Source organism: Streptomyces sp. NWU339, from assembly GCF_003143855.1.
In the GTDB taxonomy this organism is placed as follows: Bacteria; Actinomycetota; Actinomycetes; order Streptomycetales; family Streptomycetaceae; genus Streptomyces.
Window position 1 is genome coordinate 37,557 of the sequence record NZ_QFRK01000030.1, and the last position, 18,238, is coordinate 55,794.

The following is an 18,238-nucleotide window of genomic DNA, read 5'->3' on the forward strand; positions in this document are numbered from 1 at the left end:
GGTGAGCGCCGGGCCGGGAGGAGGGCCCCGGCCCTCCTCTGCCCTGATCACCCCGAACGTATGCTCAAGGAATGACGACATCCGCGACCTCCGGAACCGGCCCGACCGAGAACTCCCTGCGTCGCGCCCTCAAGCGGGCCCGTGACGGCGTCTCCCTCGACGTGTCCGAGGCCACCGTCCTGCTCCAGGCGCGCGGCGAGCAGTTGGAGGACCTGTGCGCCTCGGCCGCCCGGGTGAGGGACGCGGGCCTTCGGGCGGCGGGCCGGCCCGGGGTCATCACGTACTCCAAGAGCGTCTTCGTCCCGCTGACCCGGCTGTGCCGGGACAAGTGCCACTACTGCACCTTCGTCACCGTGCCCGGCAAGCTGCGCCGGGCCGGGCACGGGATGTTCATGTCGCCGGACGAGGTCCTGGACATCGCCCGCAAGGGCGCCGCCGCCGGCTGCAAGGAAGCCCTCATCACCCTCGGCGACAAGCCCGAGGACCGCTGGCCCGAGGCGCGCGAGTGGCTCGACGCGCACGGCTACGACGACACCATCGCCTACGTCCGCGCGATCTCCATCCGCATCCTGGAGGAGACCGGACTCCTCCCGCACCTCAACCCGGGCGTGCTGACCTGGACCGACTTCCAGCGGCTCAAGCCCGTCGCGCCCTCGATGGGCATGATGCTGGAGACCACCGCGACCCGGCTGTGGTCCGAGCCCGGCGGCCCGCACCACGGCTCCCCGGACAAGGAACCGGCCGTGCGGCTGCGCGTCCTGGAGGACGCGGGCCGCTCCTCCGTCCCCTTCACCTCGGGCATCCTCATCGGCATCGGCGAGACCTACGAGGAGCGCGCCGAGTCCCTGTTCGCCCTGCGGAAGGTCTCCCGCGCCCACCACGGCATCCAGGAGGTGATCGTCCAGAACTTCCGCGCCAAGCCGGACACCGCGATGCGCGGCATGCCGGACGCGGAACTCGACGCGCTGGTCGCCACGGTGGCCGTGGCCCGGCACGTCCTCGGCCCGTCCGCCTGCCTCCAGGCCCCGCCCAACCTCGTCGACTCCGAGTACGGACGGCTGATCGCGGCCGGCATCGACGACTGGGGCGGCATCTCCCCGCTCACCATCGACCACGTCAACCCCGAACGCCCCTGGCCGCGGATCGAGGAACTGGCCGAGAAGTCCCGGGCGGCCGGTTTCGAGATGCGCGAACGCCTCTGCGTCTACCCGGAGTTCGTCACCCGCGGCGAACCCTGGCTGGACCCGCGGCTGCGCCCGCACGTGGCGGCGCTCGCCGACCCCGCCACCGGCCTCGCCCGCCCGGACGCCGTGGTCGAGGGCCACCCCTGGCAGGAGCCCGACGAGGTGTTCACGGCCAGTGGCCGCACCGACCTGCACCACACCATCGACACCGAGGGCCGCACCGCCGACCGCCGCGACGACTTCGACGAGGTCTACGGCGACTGGGGCGCCCTGCGCGAGGCCGCCGCCCCCGGCATGGCACCCGAGCGCATCGACACCGACGTGCGCCAGGCCCTGGCGAGGGCGGCCGACGACCCGACGAGGCTGACCGACGACGAGGCCCTCGCCCTGCTGCACGCGGACGGCCCGGCGCTGGACGCCCTGTGCCGGATCGCGGACGACGTCCGCAAAGCGGCGGTCGGCGACGACGTCACCTACATCGTCACCCGCAACATCAACTTCACCAACGTCTGTTACACCGGCTGCCGTTTCTGCGCCTTCGCCCAGCGCCGCACCGACGCCGACGCGTACACGCTCTCCCTCCAGCAGGTGGCCGACCGCGCCCAGCAGGCCTGGGACGTGGGCGCGGTGGAGGTCTGCATGCAGGGCGGCATCCACCCCGACCTGCCGGGCACCGCGTACTTCGACATCGCGAAGGCGGTCAAGGAACGCGTCCCCGGCATGCATGTGCACGCCTTCTCCCCGATGGAGGTGGTCAACGGCGCCACCCGCACCGGCCTGTCCATCCGCGAGTGGCTCACCGCGGCCAAGGAGGCGGGCCTGGACTCCATCCCCGGCACGGCCGCCGAGATCCTCGACGACGAGGTCCGCTGGATCCTGACCAAGGGCAAACTGCCGGCGGCCACCTGGATCGAGGTCGTCGAGACGGCCCACGAGCTGGGCATCCGCTCCTCCTCGACGATGATGTACGGCCACGTCGACCAGCCCCGCCACTGGCTCGGGCACCTGCGCACCCTGGCCGGCATCCAGCAACGCACCGGCGGCTTCACCGAGTTCGTCACGCTCCCCTTCATCCACACCAACGCCCCGGTCTACCTGGCCGGCATCGCCCGCCCCGGCCCGACGACGCGCGACAACCGCGCGGTCACCGCGATGGCCCGCCTCCTGCTGCACCCGCACATCCCCAACATCCAGACCAGCTGGGTCAAACTGGGTGCGGAGGGCGCCGCCGACATGCTCCGCTCCGGCGCCAACGACCTCGGCGGCACCTTGATGGAGGAGACCATCTCCCGCATGGCGGGCTCCTCCTACGGCTCCTACAAGTCCGTCAAGGACCTGATCGCGGTCGCGGAGGCGGCGGGCCGCCCGGCCAGGCCCCGCACCACCCTGTACGGCGAGGTCCCGGCGGAACGACAGCAGGCGGCCCAGGCCTCCGACGGCCACCTGCCGGCCCTCCTGCCGGTCCTGGACTGAGGCCGGGGCGAGCCGGGACGGGGCCGGGGCGAGCCGGGACGGGCGAGGGCGGCCCACCCCGCTGCCCCGCCCCGGTCGCAGTACGATGATCGGGCCCCGGAGGTGAGGGGGTTCTCGTAGCTGAGGAGATGCGTACCGGTGCCTGCCCGTCTTCCTTCGTGGGCCTGGGTGACCGGGCTGACCACGGGGGCGATAGCCGCGGTGGCGGTCCTGGCCGTCCAGGCGGATCAGGGGCCGAAGCCCACCGCGTCCACGAGTCGCCCGAGCGCGTCGGCGACGGCGGACGCGAAACCGTCCGCCGAACCGAAGGAGAGGGGAACCGGGACGGAGTCGGAGTCGGAGTCGGAGGCGGTCCCGGCCGACTCGGGCACCGGCCGCCGGATCGTCTACTCCCTCGACGACCAGCAGGTGTGGCTGGTGGACGCCAGCGACGCCCCCCGCCGCTCCTTCGAGGTCTGGCCGGGCACGGTCGACCCCGATCCCGGCACGTACACGATCGGAACCCGCACCGAGGCCACGACCGGCAGCGACGGCGTCGAGGTCGAGCACATCATCTACTTCGCCGCCAAGTCGGGCGTCTCCATCGCCTTCTCCAACGCCGTCGACGGCTCCTCACCCCCACCGCCCGACGGCCGGACGACCGGCGGCATCCGCGTGGGCAAGGCGGACGGCAAGGCCCTGTGGACCTTCGGCACCCCGGGCACCACGGTCCGGGTCGTCGAGTAACGGCCGACCCGACGCCGTCGCGGGCGGATCAGTCGGTGTCCTCGGGGTGCCGGGTGGACGCGTACACGAGGTGAACCGTCCGGCGCTCCTCGTCGACGAGGTGGCGGACACGGCCGCCTGCCGTCACCTCGTACTCCCACTGGGCGAGCTCCTGGCCGCGGAGGTTGGCCGTGGCCAGTCGGCCGCGCAGCCGGTGCTGACGATCGAGGTCTGCCCGGGACAACGGGTCCCTGCGCAGGGCCTCGAAACAGCGACGTGTGTTTCCCGGCGCCTCCGCACCCGACTCGCCCCACCCCTTCGCTGCCTCGTTCGTCGCGAATCGCAGGTGCCGTTCCTCACCCACGGAGGGTGGGGCGACATCGTCACCGCGTTTGGGGCTCACGGCGCGGTCACCTCGCCATGGTCCTCGTCCGGCAGCCGACGGGTGAGCTGTGCGGTGAGTTCGGGATCGGCGAGAATGCGGGCCGTAGCGCGCCATTCGACGATGACGCGGTGGAGTTCGCCGTGTATGTCCAGTTGGGCGACGTCGTGCGTGGCGTCGATGAGGCCGGTCACGAACTGCCGCAGCTCCTCCGTGGACAGGTGACGGACCCAGGGGAAGACCGAGGGGAGCGCGCGCTGTATGGCCCGCTCGCCGGCATCGCTGCGAACGAGGGCGGCGAGGAGACGGGCCGTGACGTCCGCCGTTTCCTCGCGCTGCTGGTCATGGCGGGCCGTGGTCAGGTAGAGGTCCTCGCCGTCCCGACGTGTGATGTGCACGCGGTGGGCCCGGTCGAGCGTTTCGGCGACACGTCTCGAGTTCTTCGAGAGCTCTGAGAAGGCGACCGTGGGAGTGGACATACCGGAAACCGCACTTCGGAACATATTCCGAAGTCAATCGATGGTGTGTCCCTTCGTCGTGATTGCGCGACGTGGTCGGGCGCTGTTGTGACGACGTGGTCGGGCGCTGTTGTGACGACGTGAGGCGCAGCCCGGGTGACCCGGGGCGGTCGGTGAAGGGTGGGGACGCACGTGCCCAGCGTGGCCGGCGGTGGTCAGATCCGGTCGTTTCGGGTACTGCTCCCATACCTCACCGCGTACTGAACCGGTCACTCCCGTTCGTTACAGTGCAGGGCGTCGCACGTACGCACGGTGGCCTGGGAGGTCTGGGTGGACGCGACTGCCGGGCCCGTGTGGGGGCGGCGCGAGCAGCAGGACTTCCGCAGCCGGGTGCGCGGAACGCTGCTCGGGGTCGCCCTCGGGGATGCCCTGGGCGCGCCCGTGGACGGGATGGGCACCGATGCGATCCGGAAGGCGCACGGCGCCGCGGGGATCACCGGATTCGTCCCCGCCCACGACCGGCGCGGGGCCGTCACGCACCTCACCCAGATGACCCTGTTCTCCGTGGACGGGCTGATCCGCGCGCAGGTGCGGCGCGACACCGGCGCCTGGCATCCGCCGACCGACCTGCACCAGGCGTATCTGCGCTGGGCGACCACGCAACGGGACTGGGGGCCGGACGAGCGCCGGGCGGAGGACGGCTGGCTCGCGCGGGAGGAGTGGCTCTACGCCCGCCGGGACCCGGCCCGCGCGCTGCTGCTGGGGCTCGGGGACGGGACCATGGGGACGCCCGAGTCGCCCAAGAACCCCGGTGAGGCGGGGCCCGAGGCGGCGGCCCGTTCGGCGCCCTTCGGGCTGCTCGTCGGCTGGGAGCCGCAACTCGTCGCCCAGCTCGCCGTGGAGTGCGCGGCACAGACCCACGGGCACCCGACCGCCTACCTCGCGGCCGGCGCGTACGCGGTGATCGTGCACGGGCTGGCCCGGGGCGAGAGCCTGGACGCGGCGGTGCAGCGGGCGCTCGCGCTGCTGGCCGCCCGGCCGGGGCACCAGCCGGTGTCGGACGCCCTGCAGCAGGCCCTGGGCGCCGTGCGGCAGGGGATGCCCACCCCGGAGCGGGTCGCCCAGCTCGCCGGGACGGGCACGGCGGAAGGGCTCGTCGCCGCCGCCGTGTACTGCGCCCTGGTGGGGGAGGACGTACGGCACGGGCTGTGCCTAGCCGCCAACCAGGACGGGCCGAGCGCGGTGGCCGGCGCGCTGACCGGCGGGCTGCTGGGCGCCCTGCACGGCGAGACGGCCCTCCCGCCGGCCTGGCTGGCCGAACTGGAGGGCCGTCCCACGATCCTGGAACTCGCCGACGACTTCGCCATGGAGATGACCCAGGGCCCCGCCCTGCACAGCCCCGCCGGCTCGTCCCCGGCCTGGCTGGCGAGATACCCCCGGGCATAGCAGGGCCGGCCCTGCGGGCGCACTGCGTCCGGCGGCTGGACCACCCCCGCGGCTCGCAGCATCCCGCTGCCCTTGATCACGGGGATCACGGGGGAACTTCACCCCGCCGGTCACACCCCGGACGGGACCTCGGTCTTCTCCGGGGTCCCCCCGGCCGCCGCGATCGCCTTGTTGCGGCGCACGGAGGACCAGAAGGAGGCGCCGATCAGGACGACACCGATCAGGCCGGTGATGATCTCGTTGATCTCGTACTGGATCGTGACGAGCAGCAGGGCGGCGAGCGCGCCGATGGCGTAGTGCGCGCCGTGCTCCAGGTAGACGTACTCGTCGAGGGTGCCCTGGCGGACCAGGTAGACCGTCAGCGAACGGACGTACATGGCGCCGATGCCCAGGCCCAGGGCCATCAGCACGATGTCGTTGGTGATGGCGAAGGCGCCGATCACACCGTCGAAGGAGAAGGACGCGTCCAGGACCTCCAGGTAGAGGAACATGAAGAACGCGGCCTTGCCGGCCAGCGCGACCGCCGAGCGGGGCTTCCCGGCGCGCACGGCCCTCTCCTCCTCCTCGTGCTCGCGTTCCTCCTCCTCTTCGAGTTTGTCCTCGAAGTAGCCGGAGAGTCCGCCCACGATCATGTAGGTGATCAGACCCCCGATGCCGGCGAGGAGGACGGTCTCCGCCTTGTCGACGTGGAGGCCGCCGTGCTGGTGGGCGTTGGCCCCGACGGTCAGGGAGGCGATCAGCAGGACGATCAGCGCGACGCAGACCGACAGCATGTCGACCTTGCCGAGCTTGGAGAGCGGGCGCTCGATCCAGGTCAGCCACTTGATCTCCCGGTCCTCGAACACGAAGTCCAGGAAGATCATCAACAGGAACATGCCACCGAAYGCGGCGATCGACGGGTGGGCGTCGGTGACGAGCTGCTGGTACCGGTCCTTGTCGCTGAAGGCGAGATCGACCGCCTCGATCGGACCGAGCTGGGCRCTGATGGCGACGATCACGACGGGGAAGACCAGCCGCATGCCGAAGACGGCGATCAGGATGCCGATCGTGAGGAAGATCTTCTGCCAGAAGGCATTCATCTTCTTCAGGATCCCGGCGTTGACCACCGCGTTGTCGAAGGACAGCGAGATCTCGAGGATCGACAGGATCGCCACGATGCCAAAGGCGGTCCACCCCCCGAAAAGGATCGCTGCGACCAGACCGAGCGCGGTGACCGCGAACGACCAGCCGAAGGTTTTCAGAACCACTGGCTACCCCATCATGTGTTGGGGGCTCCCCCGGACGATCTCCGAAGGAGACTCTCCCCGCTGCCGAAGTCGGCTTTACGAAACATTGACTCCAAAGTCTAGAGCGATGCCCCGCAGCCCGGACGCGTACCCCTGGCCCACCGCCCTGAACTTCCACTCGCCCTGATAGCGGTAGAGCTCACCGAAGATCATCGCGGTTTCGGTGGAGGCGTCCTCCGAGAGGTCGTACCGGGCGAGCTCCTGGCCGTCCGCCTGGTTGACGACCCGGATGAAGGCATTGCTGACCTGACCGAAAGCCTGGCCGCGGTCGTCGGCCAGATGGATGGAGACCGGAAAAACGATCTTGTCGCACCGGACCGGCACCTTGGAGAGGTCGACCAGCAGGGACTCGTCGTCGCCGTCGCCCTCGCCGGTGAGGTTGTCACCGGTGTGCTGCACCGAGCCGTCCGGGCTCGTGAGCTGGTTGTAGAAGATGAACCACTCGTCCCCCATGACCCGGCCGTCGCTGCACATCAGTGCGCTGGCGTCGAGGTCGAAGGGGGCTCCGGTGGTGGAGCGCGCGTCCCAGCCGAGCCCGATCATCACCTGCGTGAGATTCGGCGCGGCCTTGGACAGGGAGACGTTTCCCCCCTTGGCAAGCGTGACGCCCATCTTGCTGTTCCCTCCCCGGATGGTGTTTCTCAGGTGGTCCTGCGCGTCCGGCGCCACACGTAAACCGTGTGGCGCCGGACAGAACGGCCGTGCGAGGCGGCCGGGCCCGGGCGGCGCCCGGGACGTGACCGTCTCAGACGTTCACCCCGAAGTCCTGCGCGATGCCGCGCAGGCCGGAGGCGTAGCCCTGGCCGATGGCGCGGAACTTCCACTCGGCGCCGTGCCGGTACAGCTCGCCGAAGACCATGGCGGTCTCCGTGGAGGCGTCCTCCGAGAGGTCGTAACGGGCGATCTCGGCGCCGCCGGCCTGGTTGACGACGCGGATGAACGCGTTGCGCACCTGGCCGAAGGACTGCTGGCGGTTCTCGGCGTCGTAGATGGAGACCGGGAAGACGATCTTCTCGATCTCCGCCGGGACACCGGCGAGGTTGACCTTGATCTGCTCGTCGTCGCCCTCGCCCTCACCGGTGAGGTTGTCGCCGGTGTGCTCGACCGAGCCGTCGGGGCTCTTGAGGTTGTTGAAGAAGACGAAGTTGGCGTCGTTGGCGACCTTGCCGGTGTTGTTCACCAGCAGCGCGCTGGCGTCCAGGTCGAAGTCGGTGCCGGTCGTGGTGCGGACGTCCCACCCCAGTCCGACGATGACCGCGGTCAGGCCCGGCGCCTCCTTGGTCAGCGAAACGTTGCCGCCCTTGCTGAGGCTGACTCCCACGAGTCCTCCATTGATGTCCGGGGGCGGGAAGCCCCGTCGTGCGTTGGATGTCAGATCAACGTGTCGATCCTAGTGATGGGTTCCCGGCCGCCGCAGGCCCCGGGACGGGGAATCACGAGGTGTCGGACGTGCTCACAGCGCGTCGAGCGCCTCGACGTACTCGTTCAGGTCACGTGCGTCGGGCAGTGCGTTGACGACCGTCCAGCGCACGATGCCCTCCCGGTCGATGACGAAGGTCCCCCGCACGGCGCAGCCCTTGCCCTCGTCGAAGACACCGTACGCGCGTGAGACCTCGCCGTGCGGCCAGAAGTCCGACAACAGGGGGTACTCCAGGCCCTCCTGCTCGGCGAAGACGCGCAGGGTATGGATGGAGTCGTTGGAGACGGCGAGCAGCTGGGTGTCGCGGTCGGCGAGGAGCGGCAGGTTGTCGCGCAGTTCGCGCAGCTCCCCGGTGCACACGCCGGTGAAGGCGAAGGGGTAGAAGACGAGCGCCACGTTCCGCCGCCCGAGGTGGTCGGACAGTCGTACGGGCGCGCCGTGGTTGTCCTTGAGCTCGAAGTCGGGGGCCTTGTCGCCGACCTGGATCGCCATCGCCTCGTTCGTCCCTTCGGGGGTGCTGTTCCCGGTTCGTTCCCGGGGACCACCCTACGCACGGGGGACGACAGTGGGCCGGACGGGCCGATCCGGATCGGCCCGTCCGGGTTCGAACGGGGTGCGGCCCTGGCGGCGGGAGTGCCGCCGGGGCCGCCTCCGCCGTGGCTACCTCCTGGACTTGGCGGCCTTCGGCGTGGCCAGCCGGCTGCCGCTCCAGTCCTTGCCCACGCTGACGCTCTTGGCCGCCGTCAGGCCCGCCGTGGTGGCGGCCTCCGAGATGTCACTCGGCTCGACGTAGCCCGAACGGCCTGTCTTCGGCGTGAGGAGCAGGATGGCACCGCCCTCTTCGATGTACGTGCCGGCGTCCACCAGCGCGTCCGTCAGGTCGCCGTCGTCGTCGCGGAACCACAGCACAACGGCGTCAGCCACGTCGTCGTAGTCCTCGTCGACCAGGTCGTTCTCGATGACGCCCTCGATGGCCTCGCGGAGCTCCTGGTCTACGTCGTCGTCGTAGCCGATCTCCTGGACCACCTGCCCGGGCTGGAACCCCAGCCTGGCGGCAGGGTTCGTCCGCTCCTCCGCGTGGTCCGCGGTCGCGCTCACGGTTTGCCTCCTGATCATGGTTTGGGAATCTCGCCAATTGTCGCAGCCACGCACGGGCGCGCGGCGTTGGCCGTAGTCCACACGGGCGGGGCGGTTCGCGCAAGTACCCGGCCGCAGGGACCGCCGAAACGGTGACGATCCTGGCCGGGTCACCGCAACTCCAGGCACATCATCCTGGCTCACAGTGACGCACACCACACCCTTGTGCCCTCTATGGGCGTTTGGGAACCGTATACGGGTACGGGACTCGCACGAGTCCGTGGCCCGTCCCGTATGCCACCGTACCGGTGCCGCGGCCGGGTTACCTATCGGTAGAGATGACGTGTGCGGCCCCCGGGTGGACGATGGGGAGCGCGCAGACGGCTGAATCAGTGAAGCAGCGGCCCTTTCACGGCCCTCTGACAGGTAAGGAACAGCGTGGCTTCCGCATCCGACCGCAATCCGATCATCATTGGTGGCCTTCCGAGTCAGGTCCCTGACTTCGACCCCGAGGAAACGCAGGAGTGGCTCGACTCCCTCGACGCCGCCGTCGACGAGCGCGGCCGGGAACGGGCCCGCTACCTGATGCTGCGGCTGATCGAGCGCGCGCGCGAGCGGCGCGTGGCCGTGCCCGAGATGCGCAGCACGGACTACGTCAACACGATCCCCACCCGCGCGGAGCCGTTCTTCCCGGGCAACGAGGAGATCGAGCGCAAGATCCTCAACGCGACCCGGTGGAACGCCGCGGTGATGGTCTCGCGCGCGCAGCGGCCCGGGATCGGCGTCGGCGGTCACATCGCCACGTTCGCGTCCTCGGCGTCGCTGTACGACGTGGGCTTCAACCACTTCTTCCGCGGCAAGGACGCGGGCGACGGCGGCGACCAGGTCTTCTTCCAGGGCCACGCCTCGCCGGGCATCTACGCGCGCGCGTACCTGCTGGACCGGCTCACCGAGCGGCAGCTGGACGGCTTCCGCCAGGAGAAGTCGAAGGCGCCCGAGGCGCTGTCGTCGTATCCGCACCCGCGGTCGATGCCGGACTTCTGGGAGTTCCCGACGGTGTCGATGGGCCTCGGCCCGATCGGCGCGATCTACCAGGCCCGGATGAACCGCTACATGCAGGCGCGCGGCATCACCGACACCTCGAAGTCGCACGTGTGGGCGTTCCTCGGCGACGGCGAGATGGACGAGCCCGAGTCGCTGGGCCAGCTGTCCATCGCCGCCCGCGAGAACCTGGACAACCTGACCTTCGTCGTCAACTGCAACCTGCAGCGCCTCGACGGGCCGGTGCGCGGCAACGGCAAGATCATCCAGGAGCTGGAGTCCATCTTCCGGGGCGCCGGCTGGAACGTGATCAAGCTCGTCTGGGACCGCACCTGGGACCCGCTGCTCGCCCAGGACCGGGACGGTGTGCTGGTCAACCGGATGAACACCACGCCGGACGGCCAGTACCAGACGTACGCCACCGAGTCCGGGGCGTACATCCGCGACCACTTCTTCGGCGACGACCACCGGCTGCGCGCCATGGTCGAGGGCATGACCGACGACCAGATCCTGCACCTGGGCCGCGGCGGTCACGACCACCGGAAGATCTACGCGGCCTACAAGGCGGCCCTGGAGCACAAGGGCCAGCCGACGGTGATCCTCGCCAAGACGGTCAAGGGCTGGACGCTGGGTCCGAACTTCGAGGGCCGCAACGCCACGCACCAGATGAAGAAGCTGACGGTCGACGACCTCAAGGGCTTCCGGGACCGCCTGCACCTCCCGATCGCCGACAGGGACCTGGAGTCCGGCCTGCCGCCGTACTACCACCCGGGCCGCGACTCGGAGGAGATCCAGTACATGCACGACCGCCGCAAGTCCTGCGGCGGATACGTGCCGACCCGCGTCGTGCGCTCCAAGCCGCTCGCGCTGCCCGACGACAAGGCATACGCGAGTGTGAAGAAGGGCTCGGGTCAGCAGTCCATCGCGACGACCATGGCCTTCGTCCGGCTCCTCAAGGAGCTCATGCGGGACAAGGAGATCGGCAAGCGGTTCGTACTGATCGCGCCGGACGAGTACCGCACGTTCGGCATGGACTCGTTCTTCCCGAGTGCGAAGATCTACAACCCGCTGGGCCAGCAGTACGAGTCCGTGGACCGGGAGCTGCTGCTCGCGTACAAGGAGGCGCCGAACGGGCAGATGCTGCACGACGGCATCTCCGAGGCCGGCTGCACGGCCTCGCTGATCGCGGCCGGCTCGGCTTACGCCACGCACGGCGAGCCGCTCATCCCGGTGTACGTCTTCTACTCGATGTTCGGTTTCCAGCGCACCGGTGACCAGTTCTGGCAGATGGCCGACCAGCTGGCGCGCGGTTTCGTCCTGGGCGCGACCGCGGGGCGCACGACCCTGACCGGTGAGGGCCTTCAGCACGCGGACGGACACTCGCAGCTGCTGGCGTCCACGAACCCGGGCTGTGTCGCGTACGACCCGGCGTTCGGCTACGAGATCGCGCACATCGTGCAGGACGGTCTGCGCCGGATGTACGGCGGCGACGAGCAGCACCCGCACGGCGAGGACGTCTTCTACTACCTGACCGTCTACAACGAGCCCATCCAGCACCCGGCCGAGCCCACGAGCGTGGACGCGGAGGGCATCGTGAAGGGCCTGTACCGCTTCAGCGAGGGCACGGCGGGCAGCCTGCCCGCCCAGATCCTCGCCTCCGGTGTCGCGGTGCCCTGGGCGATCGAGGCGCAGAAGATCCTCGCCGAGGAGTGGGACGTCAAGGCCGATGTCTGGTCGGCGACCTCCTGGAACGAGCTGCGGCGCGAGGCGGTGGACTGCGAGCGGCACAACCTGCTGCACCCGGAGGAGGAGCAGCGCCTCCCGTACGTGACGAGGAAGCTGGCCTCGGCGCAGGGGCCGGTCGTGGCGGTGTCGGACTGGATGCGGTCGGTGCCGGACCAGATCGCGCGCTGGGTGCCGGGGACGTACCAGTCGCTGGGCGCGGACGGCTTCGGCTTCGCGGACACCCGCGGGGCGGCCCGGCGGTTCTTCCACATCGACGCGCAGTCGATCGTGGTGGCGGTGCTGACGGAGCTGGTCCGCGAGGGCCACCTCGACCGGTCGGTGCTGAAGCAGGCCATCGACCGCTACCAGCTGCTCGACGTCACCGCGGCCGACCCGGGCCCGGCGGGCGGCGACGCCTGACACCCGCGCCCGGTGACAGGAGAGGGGCCTTCGGCGAGTCGACTCGCCGAAGGCCCCTCTCCTGTCGTCCCGGGTCGCCGGAGCCGGTGTGCGCGCCGCCCCCTCCAGCGGCGCGCCACAGCCGGCGTCCTCTCCTGCCCCCGGTATGTCCTGGGGAGGACCTGACCCACTGTGACCCGTGGTGCCCGCCGGGCGGGAGGGGTCGCCGCATCGGTTCACCCTGATGAGCGAACCCGGTCGCCGGAATCCGTCAGATGTGGCCGACGCCCGCGCCCGCCTCCGTGTTCTCGCCGTTCTCACCGCGTTTAGTGAGAAAGGCGACCAGCACCGCCACGGCGGCGACTCCGGTGGCGACCAGGGATGCCGTGCTCATGCCGGAGAGGAAGGTCTCGTGCGCCACGTCGGTGATCTTCGCGGCGAGCTCCCCGGGCATGCCCGGGGCCACCGGCGCCACACCGACCCGGACGGCCTCGGAGGCCTGCTCGGACTGCTCCGGGGTGAGCGGCGGAAGGCCCGCGGCCGCCCAGTTGCCGGGGAGGTCGCGGTCGACCTTGGAGGCCATCACCGCGCCCAGCACGGCCGTACCGAGGCTGCCGCCGACCTGCATGGCGGACTGCTGGAGACCGCCGGCGACGCCGGAGAGCTCCATCGGCGCGTTGCCCACGATGACCTCGGTGGCGCCGACCATGACGGGGGCCAGGCCGAGGCCCAGCACGGCGAACCAGAGCGACATCACACCGCTTCCGGTGTCCTTCTCGAGCGTGGACAGGCCGAACATGGCGAGCGCGGTGAGGGCCATGCCGCCGGCCAGCGGGATCCGCGGGCCGGCCTTGGTGATCACCGCACCGGCCAGGGGAGAACCGACGATCATCATGCCGGTGAGCGGCAGCAGGTGCAGACCGGCGTCGACGGGGCTCATCCCGTGCACGTTCTGCAGGTAGAACGTGACGAAGAACAGGCCGCCCATGAACGCGATGGCCATGAGGACCATCAGCACGACACCCGCGGACAGCGCGACGGAGCGGAACATCCCCAGCGGGATCAGCGGCTCCCGCACCTGCGTCTCCCAGAACGCGAAGATCAGGAAACCGACGACCGAGGCGACGATGAAGCCCCAGGTCTTGAGGTCGCCCCAGCCCCACGCGGGGGCCTTGATGAGCGCCCAGACCAGGCAGAACATCGCACCGGAGAGCAGGACGATGCCGGGCAGGTCGAAGGAGCGCGGGCGGTTCTCCGCGCGGTGGTCGAGCAGGATCCACGCGCCGAGGACGACGGCGACGACGCCGACCGGGACGTTGATGAAGAAGACCGACTGCCAGCTGACGTGCTCGACGAGCACACCGCCGAGGATCGGGCCGCCGGCGGTGGAGGCACCGATGACCATGCCCCAGATGCCGATGGCCATGTTGAGCTTCTCGGCCGGGAAGGTGGCCCGCAGCAGGCCGAGCGCGGCCGGCATCAGCAGCGCGCCGAACAGGCCCTGCAGGACCCGGAAGACGATGACCGCCGCGATGCTGTCGGACAGGCCGATGGCGCCCGAGGCGGCGGCGAAGCCGACGACGCCGATGAGGAAGGTCTGCCGGTGGCCGAAGCGGTCACCGAGCTTACCCGCGGTGATCAGCGAGACCGCGAGGGCGAGGAAGTACGAGTTGGTGATCCACTGGACCTCGGCGAAGGTGGCGCCCAGGTCCCTGGCGATGACGGGGTTGGCGATGGCGACGATGGTGCCGTCGAGGGCCACCATCATGACGCCCACGGCGACGGTGAAGAGGGTGAGCCAGGGATGGCCGCGCAGCCCTCTGCCGGGTGCCGCGTCCGACGGGTTCACGGGCGCCTTGTCCCCGGGTCCCGTCGCGTCGACGGTGGTCTGACTGGTCATGACTTCAAAGCTAATGACAGCCGCTGACAGTTGACAAACCAATTCACCGACCGGCAACCGACTCGTCTCATCCCTATAGCCTGAACTGGGGGAACAGTTCCAGAACGCCCCCACAGGACACGCTGGAGGATCGATGGAGACGGTCGGGGCCGCCGCCGGCGCGGTGCCGGCGACGGGTCTGCGGGAAAGCAGGAAGCGGCTCACCCGGGACGCGCTGGTCCGCTCCTCCCTGGAACTGTTCGCGACGCGCGGCTACGAGGGCACGACGGTCGACGACATCGCCGCCGCCGTCGACGTCTCGCAGCGCACCTTCTTCCGCTACTTCGCCAGCAAGGAGGAAGTCGCCTTCCACGTCCCGCGCCTCGCGGAGTCCCTCGTCGTCGACGCCGTACGGGCACGGCCGCCCGGCGAGCCACCGCTGGACGTGCTGCGCCGGGCCCTGCGGGAGAGCTGGGACGGCATCAACGAGGTCGTCGAGCAGGTCGTCCCCCTGGAACTGCACCTGCGGGTGTACCGGGTGATCGAGTCCACACCCGCGCTGCTCGCCGCCCATCTGCGGCGCGCGGCGGAACTGGAGGACCGGCTGGCCCGCGTCATCGCCGACCGCGAGGGCATCGACCCGGACACCGACCCCCGGCCGCGCATCCTGGTGGCCGCCTTCAGCGGGGTCGTCCGGGTGGCGGAGCACTCCTGGTCCACCGGGGACGACGCCGGCCTCGCCGCCCTGCGTGAGCTGACGACGGCCTACCTGGACCAGCTGGAACCGGCGCTCGCGGGGAACTGGCACGGCGTCTGATCACCCGTAGGGTGACGACTGCTCACACTCCGGCACGCTGAAACGTGATACCCGTCACTCGGTTAACGCGAGACCCTCTCGTTCTCCTAGTGTGTCCTGTCAGTGACTTCCTTCGACTCCTCTCCGCAACTGAACGCATGGCGCGCGCTCCTCGCACTCGCTGTCGTCTTCGTGATGCTGGCGACCACCGGCTGGACGGCACTGCGCCAACAGCGGGAGGTGGCACCGCTGTCCGCCTCGCTCGCCGCCTGGGAGCACGGCCGCATAGCGGGCCGCGAACTGCCGGACCCGCAGTCCGCGCCCGGCCGGCTGGCCCGGTTCTTCGCCTCGCTCACCGAGGCGCAGCGGATGAGCCTCGCCCACCGCTTCCCCCTCGCGGTCGGCAACATGAACGGCGCCCCGGTCGGTCTGCGGTACCGCGCCAACCGCATCGCGATGGAGCAGGCCCGCGAGATCGAGCAGGAACGGATGCACGACACACGGCTCACGCCCGCGGGACAGCACCAGGCGGGCCGTCGGATGAACCGCCTCGGGGCACTGCTGGGCCCCGGACGCCAGATCCTCGCCTTCAACCCGTCGGGACCGGGCCGCGTGGCCGAGGTCTTCGGCGATCTGGACGAGGCCGAACGCATCTCGGTCGTCGTCCCCGGCGTCGACACGGATCTGCTCACCTTCCAGCGCACCTACCGCCGCTACTCGGCCCCCGTGGGCATGGCCGAGGCGCTGCGCGCGGCCGAGCACGAGGCGGACCCCTCGACCCGTACCGCCGTGATCGCCTGGGCCGACTACACCGCGCCCGGCGGACTCGGCATGGAGGCGGCCATGGCCAGGCGCGCCGAGGACGGCGCGGTGCGGCTCGACGCGCTGCTGCGCGCGCTGCCCGGTACGACCCCGGTCGCGCTGTTCTGCCACAGCTACGGCTCCGTGGTGTGCGGGCTCGCCGCGAGCACACTGCCCGGCCGGGTGGCCGACATCGCGGTGGCCGGCAGCCCCGGCATGCGGGCCGAGACGGCCTCCGCACTGCGCACCCACGCGCGCGTGTGGGCCATGCGGGACGCCGACGACTGGATCCAGGACGTGCCCTATCTGGAGGTCGGCGGACTGGGCCACGGCGCCGACCCGGTCTCCCCCGCTTTCGGGGCGCGGGTCCTGTCGGCACGTGAGGCGGAGGGACACGGCGGGTATTTCGAGCCGGGCACGGACAGCCTGCGCAACTTCGCCGAGATCGGCGTTGGCGCATACCGAGCGGTGGCCTGCGCACACGATGACGGCGTATGCCGGGCGAGTTTGTCCTACGCCTAGGCACCCTGACGCGCGTAGAGGACGGAGGAACCGCGGTATGCACGGGGAGGGGACGAAAAAGCTCGTGCCGCATACGATGAGCCGCATGGGTGACGTACTGGCTGGATTTCACGCTGCCTGGGAGTTCGAGTCCGACTCCGTGCTCATCCGTTACGAAAGGGGGATTCGAACACCCAAGCTGTTTCAGGCACTCGGGGAACGACGCGTCCCCCTGGAGGCCATAGCAAGGGTGACGCTGACCCCCGGCAGGCGCGGCAGCGTCGTGCTGCGCGTCGAGCCCCGGCCCGGGGCCGACCCGCTGATGGAGGCGGCGGCCGGGCAGTTGAAGGAGAGCTCCGACCCCTACCGGCTGGTGCTGCCCGCCGAGCGCGAGACGCTCGCCGAGTACTACGCCGACGAACTCCTCGCCCGCCTCACCGAGTCCGGCCCCGCCGAACGCCACCTGGTACCGGCCCCCGAGGTGCCGCTGCGGTTCAAGGCGTACGACGGCAAGGCCTCCTTCGACGGGACGACGGTCTCCTTCCACTGGTTCTGGACGGGCGCCTCGTCGGCGAAGTGGAAAGCCGGTGACCAGCGCTTCCCCGTGGGTGAGCTGAGCGGCGTGGAGTGGCGGTCGCCCGAGGTGTTCGAAGGGCATCTGCGGCTGCTGCGCCGGGACGATTCGGCGTCGTCGCCCCAGGCCGACCAGGACCCGGCGGCCGTGGTGTTCGGGCTGGGCTACGGGCCGGTGCACGAGTCACTGCCGTTCGCGGCGGCCGTGCTGGCGGCGGTACGGACGTCCGAGCCGGTGCCCGCGATGGTCGCGGCGACCGTGCGCCGTGACCCGGCCGACATCGCCGACCGCATCCGCCACCTCGGCGAACTGCACCAGGCGGGCCTGGTGACGGACGAGGAGTTCTCCTCCAAGAAGGCGGAGTTGCTGGCGGAGCTTTAGGGTCTGTCCGGCGGGTCATGCCGTAGACGCGGGGTCCGGTACGCCCTCCTCCGCCTTCCAGCCGGACGCACCGACCCCCGCTCACCCGCGCCGACAAGGCACCGTCGATTTCCTGCGGCCTGATCCGCCGGACAGGCCCTGGCCTGTTCGCCGCTCCCGCTACGGTGGGCCGATGACATCGGTCAAGCAATTCCAGGTCACCTTCGACTGCGCGGAACCCGAGCGCGTCGCTCGTTTCTGGTGCGAGGTGTTGGGGTACGTCGTACCGCCGCCACCGGAGGGGTTCGCCACGTGGGGCGATTTCGATCGCTCGCTGCCGCTTGAGCGTCAGGGCTCGGCGTTCGCATGCGTCGACCCCTCGGGTGTGGGCCCGCGGCTGTTCTTCCAGCGCGTTCCCGAAGGCAAGGTCGTCAAGAACCGGGTGCATCTCGACGTGCGGGTCGGCACCGGGCTCGTGGGTGAAGAGCGCGTGGCCGCTCTCGAGGCCGAATGCGCACGACTGGTCGCGCTCGGCGCGGTACGGGTGCGACTGCTGCGTGCCGACGGCTTCAACGAGTCGTGCCTCGTGATGCAGGACGTCGAGGGCAACGAGTTCTGTCTCGACTGAGCATCCTCCGAGACGGCGAGGTGGTGACGTCGCATGCGGTGATCCGGTGCCCGGGGGCCCTGTGGGTTTCGTCGACCCGTAGGGGCCCCGGGCGCCGGGAGCA

16 protein-coding genes are annotated in these 18,238 nt (G+C 70.4%); 8 read left to right on the plus strand and 8 right to left on the minus strand.

Features of this window, described 5'->3' with window-relative positions:
* Window positions 1–71: 71 nt before the first annotated feature.
* Entirely contained in the window at window positions 72–2,657 is a 2,586-nt protein-coding gene (locus DIZ27_RS28760; protein ID WP_109381374.1) for a bifunctional FO biosynthesis protein CofGH, read from the plus strand.
* 138 nt (window positions 2,658–2,795) lie between these two features.
* Entirely contained in the window at window positions 2,796–3,383 is a 588-nt protein-coding gene (locus DIZ27_RS28765) for a L,D-transpeptidase (RefSeq protein WP_181383732.1), read from the plus strand.
* A 28-nt stretch (window positions 3,384–3,411) separates the two neighbouring features.
* Here DIZ27_RS28765 and DIZ27_RS28770 read toward each other — a convergent pair whose 3' ends face one another.
* Window positions 3,412–3,765 (minus strand): hypothetical protein, encoded by a 354-nt coding sequence (locus DIZ27_RS28770; RefSeq protein ID WP_109381375.1) that lies wholly within the window; start codon window positions 3,763–3,765, stop codon window positions 3,412–3,414.
* On the minus strand, window positions 3,762–4,223 hold the full coding sequence (locus DIZ27_RS28775; RefSeq protein WP_109381376.1) for a prevent-host-death family protein: 462 nt from the start codon (window positions 4,221–4,223) through the stop codon (window positions 3,762–3,764). Before DIZ27_RS28775 ends, DIZ27_RS28770 begins: the two co-directional genes overlap by 4 nt.
* 309 nt (window positions 4,224–4,532) lie before the next feature.
* Here DIZ27_RS28775 and DIZ27_RS28780 point away from each other — a divergent pair, with 309 nt between their 5' ends.
* On the plus strand, window positions 4,533–5,648 hold the full coding sequence (locus DIZ27_RS28780; RefSeq protein ID WP_109381429.1) for an ADP-ribosylglycohydrolase family protein: 1,116 nt from the start codon (window positions 4,533–4,535) through the stop codon (window positions 5,646–5,648).
* 110 nt (window positions 5,649–5,758) lie between these two features.
* Here DIZ27_RS28780 and DIZ27_RS28785 read toward each other — a convergent pair whose 3' ends face one another.
* The 5 genes from DIZ27_RS28785 to DIZ27_RS28805 form a co-directional block, all read right to left on the minus strand.
* Window positions 5,759–6,895 (minus strand): DUF475 domain-containing protein, encoded by a 1,137-nt coding sequence (locus tag DIZ27_RS28785; protein ID WP_109381377.1) that lies wholly within the window; start codon window positions 6,893–6,895, stop codon window positions 5,759–5,761.
* Window positions 6,896–6,970: 75 nt separating this feature from the next.
* Entirely contained in the window at window positions 6,971–7,546 is a 576-nt protein-coding gene (locus DIZ27_RS28790) for a TerD family protein (RefSeq protein ID WP_109381378.1), read from the minus strand.
* A 133-nt stretch (window positions 7,547–7,679) separates the two neighbouring features.
* Window positions 7,680–8,255: a TerD family protein gene (locus DIZ27_RS28795; protein ID WP_109381379.1), complete on the minus strand. Its 576-nt coding sequence runs from the start codon at window positions 8,253–8,255 to the stop codon at window positions 7,680–7,682.
* A 132-nt stretch (window positions 8,256–8,387) separates the two neighbouring features.
* Window positions 8,388–8,846 carry a peroxiredoxin gene (locus DIZ27_RS28800; protein ID WP_109381380.1) on the minus strand — a complete coding sequence of 153 codons (459 nt, stop codon included), beginning with the start codon at window positions 8,844–8,846 and terminating at the stop codon, window positions 8,388–8,390.
* 168 nt (window positions 8,847–9,014) lie between these two features.
* Window positions 9,015–9,452 (minus strand): DUF3052 domain-containing protein, encoded by a 438-nt coding sequence (locus DIZ27_RS28805; RefSeq protein ID WP_181383733.1) that lies wholly within the window; start codon window positions 9,450–9,452, stop codon window positions 9,015–9,017.
* A gap of 417 nt (window positions 9,453–9,869) precedes the next feature.
* Between DIZ27_RS28805 and aceE the strand changes: the two genes are divergently transcribed.
* Entirely contained in the window at window positions 9,870–12,617 is a 2,748-nt protein-coding gene (gene aceE / locus DIZ27_RS28815; protein ID WP_109381382.1) for a pyruvate dehydrogenase (acetyl-transferring), homodimeric type, read from the plus strand.
* A 250-nt stretch (window positions 12,618–12,867) separates the two neighbouring features.
* On the opposite strand, the gene DIZ27_RS28820 is transcribed toward aceE, so the two are convergent.
* Window positions 12,868–14,496, minus strand: a complete 1,629-nt coding sequence (locus DIZ27_RS28820) for an MFS transporter (protein ID WP_109381383.1) — start codon at window positions 14,494–14,496, stop codon at window positions 12,868–12,870.
* Between the two features lie 133 nt (window positions 14,497–14,629).
* On the opposite strand from DIZ27_RS28820, the gene DIZ27_RS28825 reads away from it, so the two are divergent.
* The 4 genes from DIZ27_RS28825 to DIZ27_RS28840 all read left to right on the plus strand — a co-directional run bounded on the left by DIZ27_RS28825 (window position 14,630) and on the right by DIZ27_RS28840 (window position 18,135).
* Window positions 14,630–15,292: a TetR family transcriptional regulator gene (locus tag DIZ27_RS28825; protein ID WP_109381384.1), complete on the plus strand. Its 663-nt coding sequence runs from the start codon at window positions 14,630–14,632 to the stop codon at window positions 15,290–15,292.
* A 102-nt stretch (window positions 15,293–15,394) separates the two neighbouring features.
* The gene (locus DIZ27_RS28830) at window positions 15,395–16,594 is read left to right on the plus strand and encodes an alpha/beta hydrolase (protein ID WP_109381385.1); all 1,200 of its coding nucleotides are present in this window, start codon (window positions 15,395–15,397) and stop codon (window positions 16,592–16,594) included.
* A gap of 85 nt (window positions 16,595–16,679) precedes the next feature.
* On the plus strand, window positions 16,680–17,528 hold the full coding sequence (locus DIZ27_RS28835; protein ID WP_109381386.1) for a DUF4429 domain-containing protein: 849 nt from the start codon (window positions 16,680–16,682) through the stop codon (window positions 17,526–17,528).
* Window positions 17,529–17,700: 172 nt separating this feature from the next.
* On the plus strand, window positions 17,701–18,135 hold the full coding sequence (locus DIZ27_RS28840; protein ID WP_109381387.1) for a VOC family protein: 435 nt from the start codon (window positions 17,701–17,703) through the stop codon (window positions 18,133–18,135).
* Window positions 18,136–18,238: the final 103 nt, after the last annotated feature.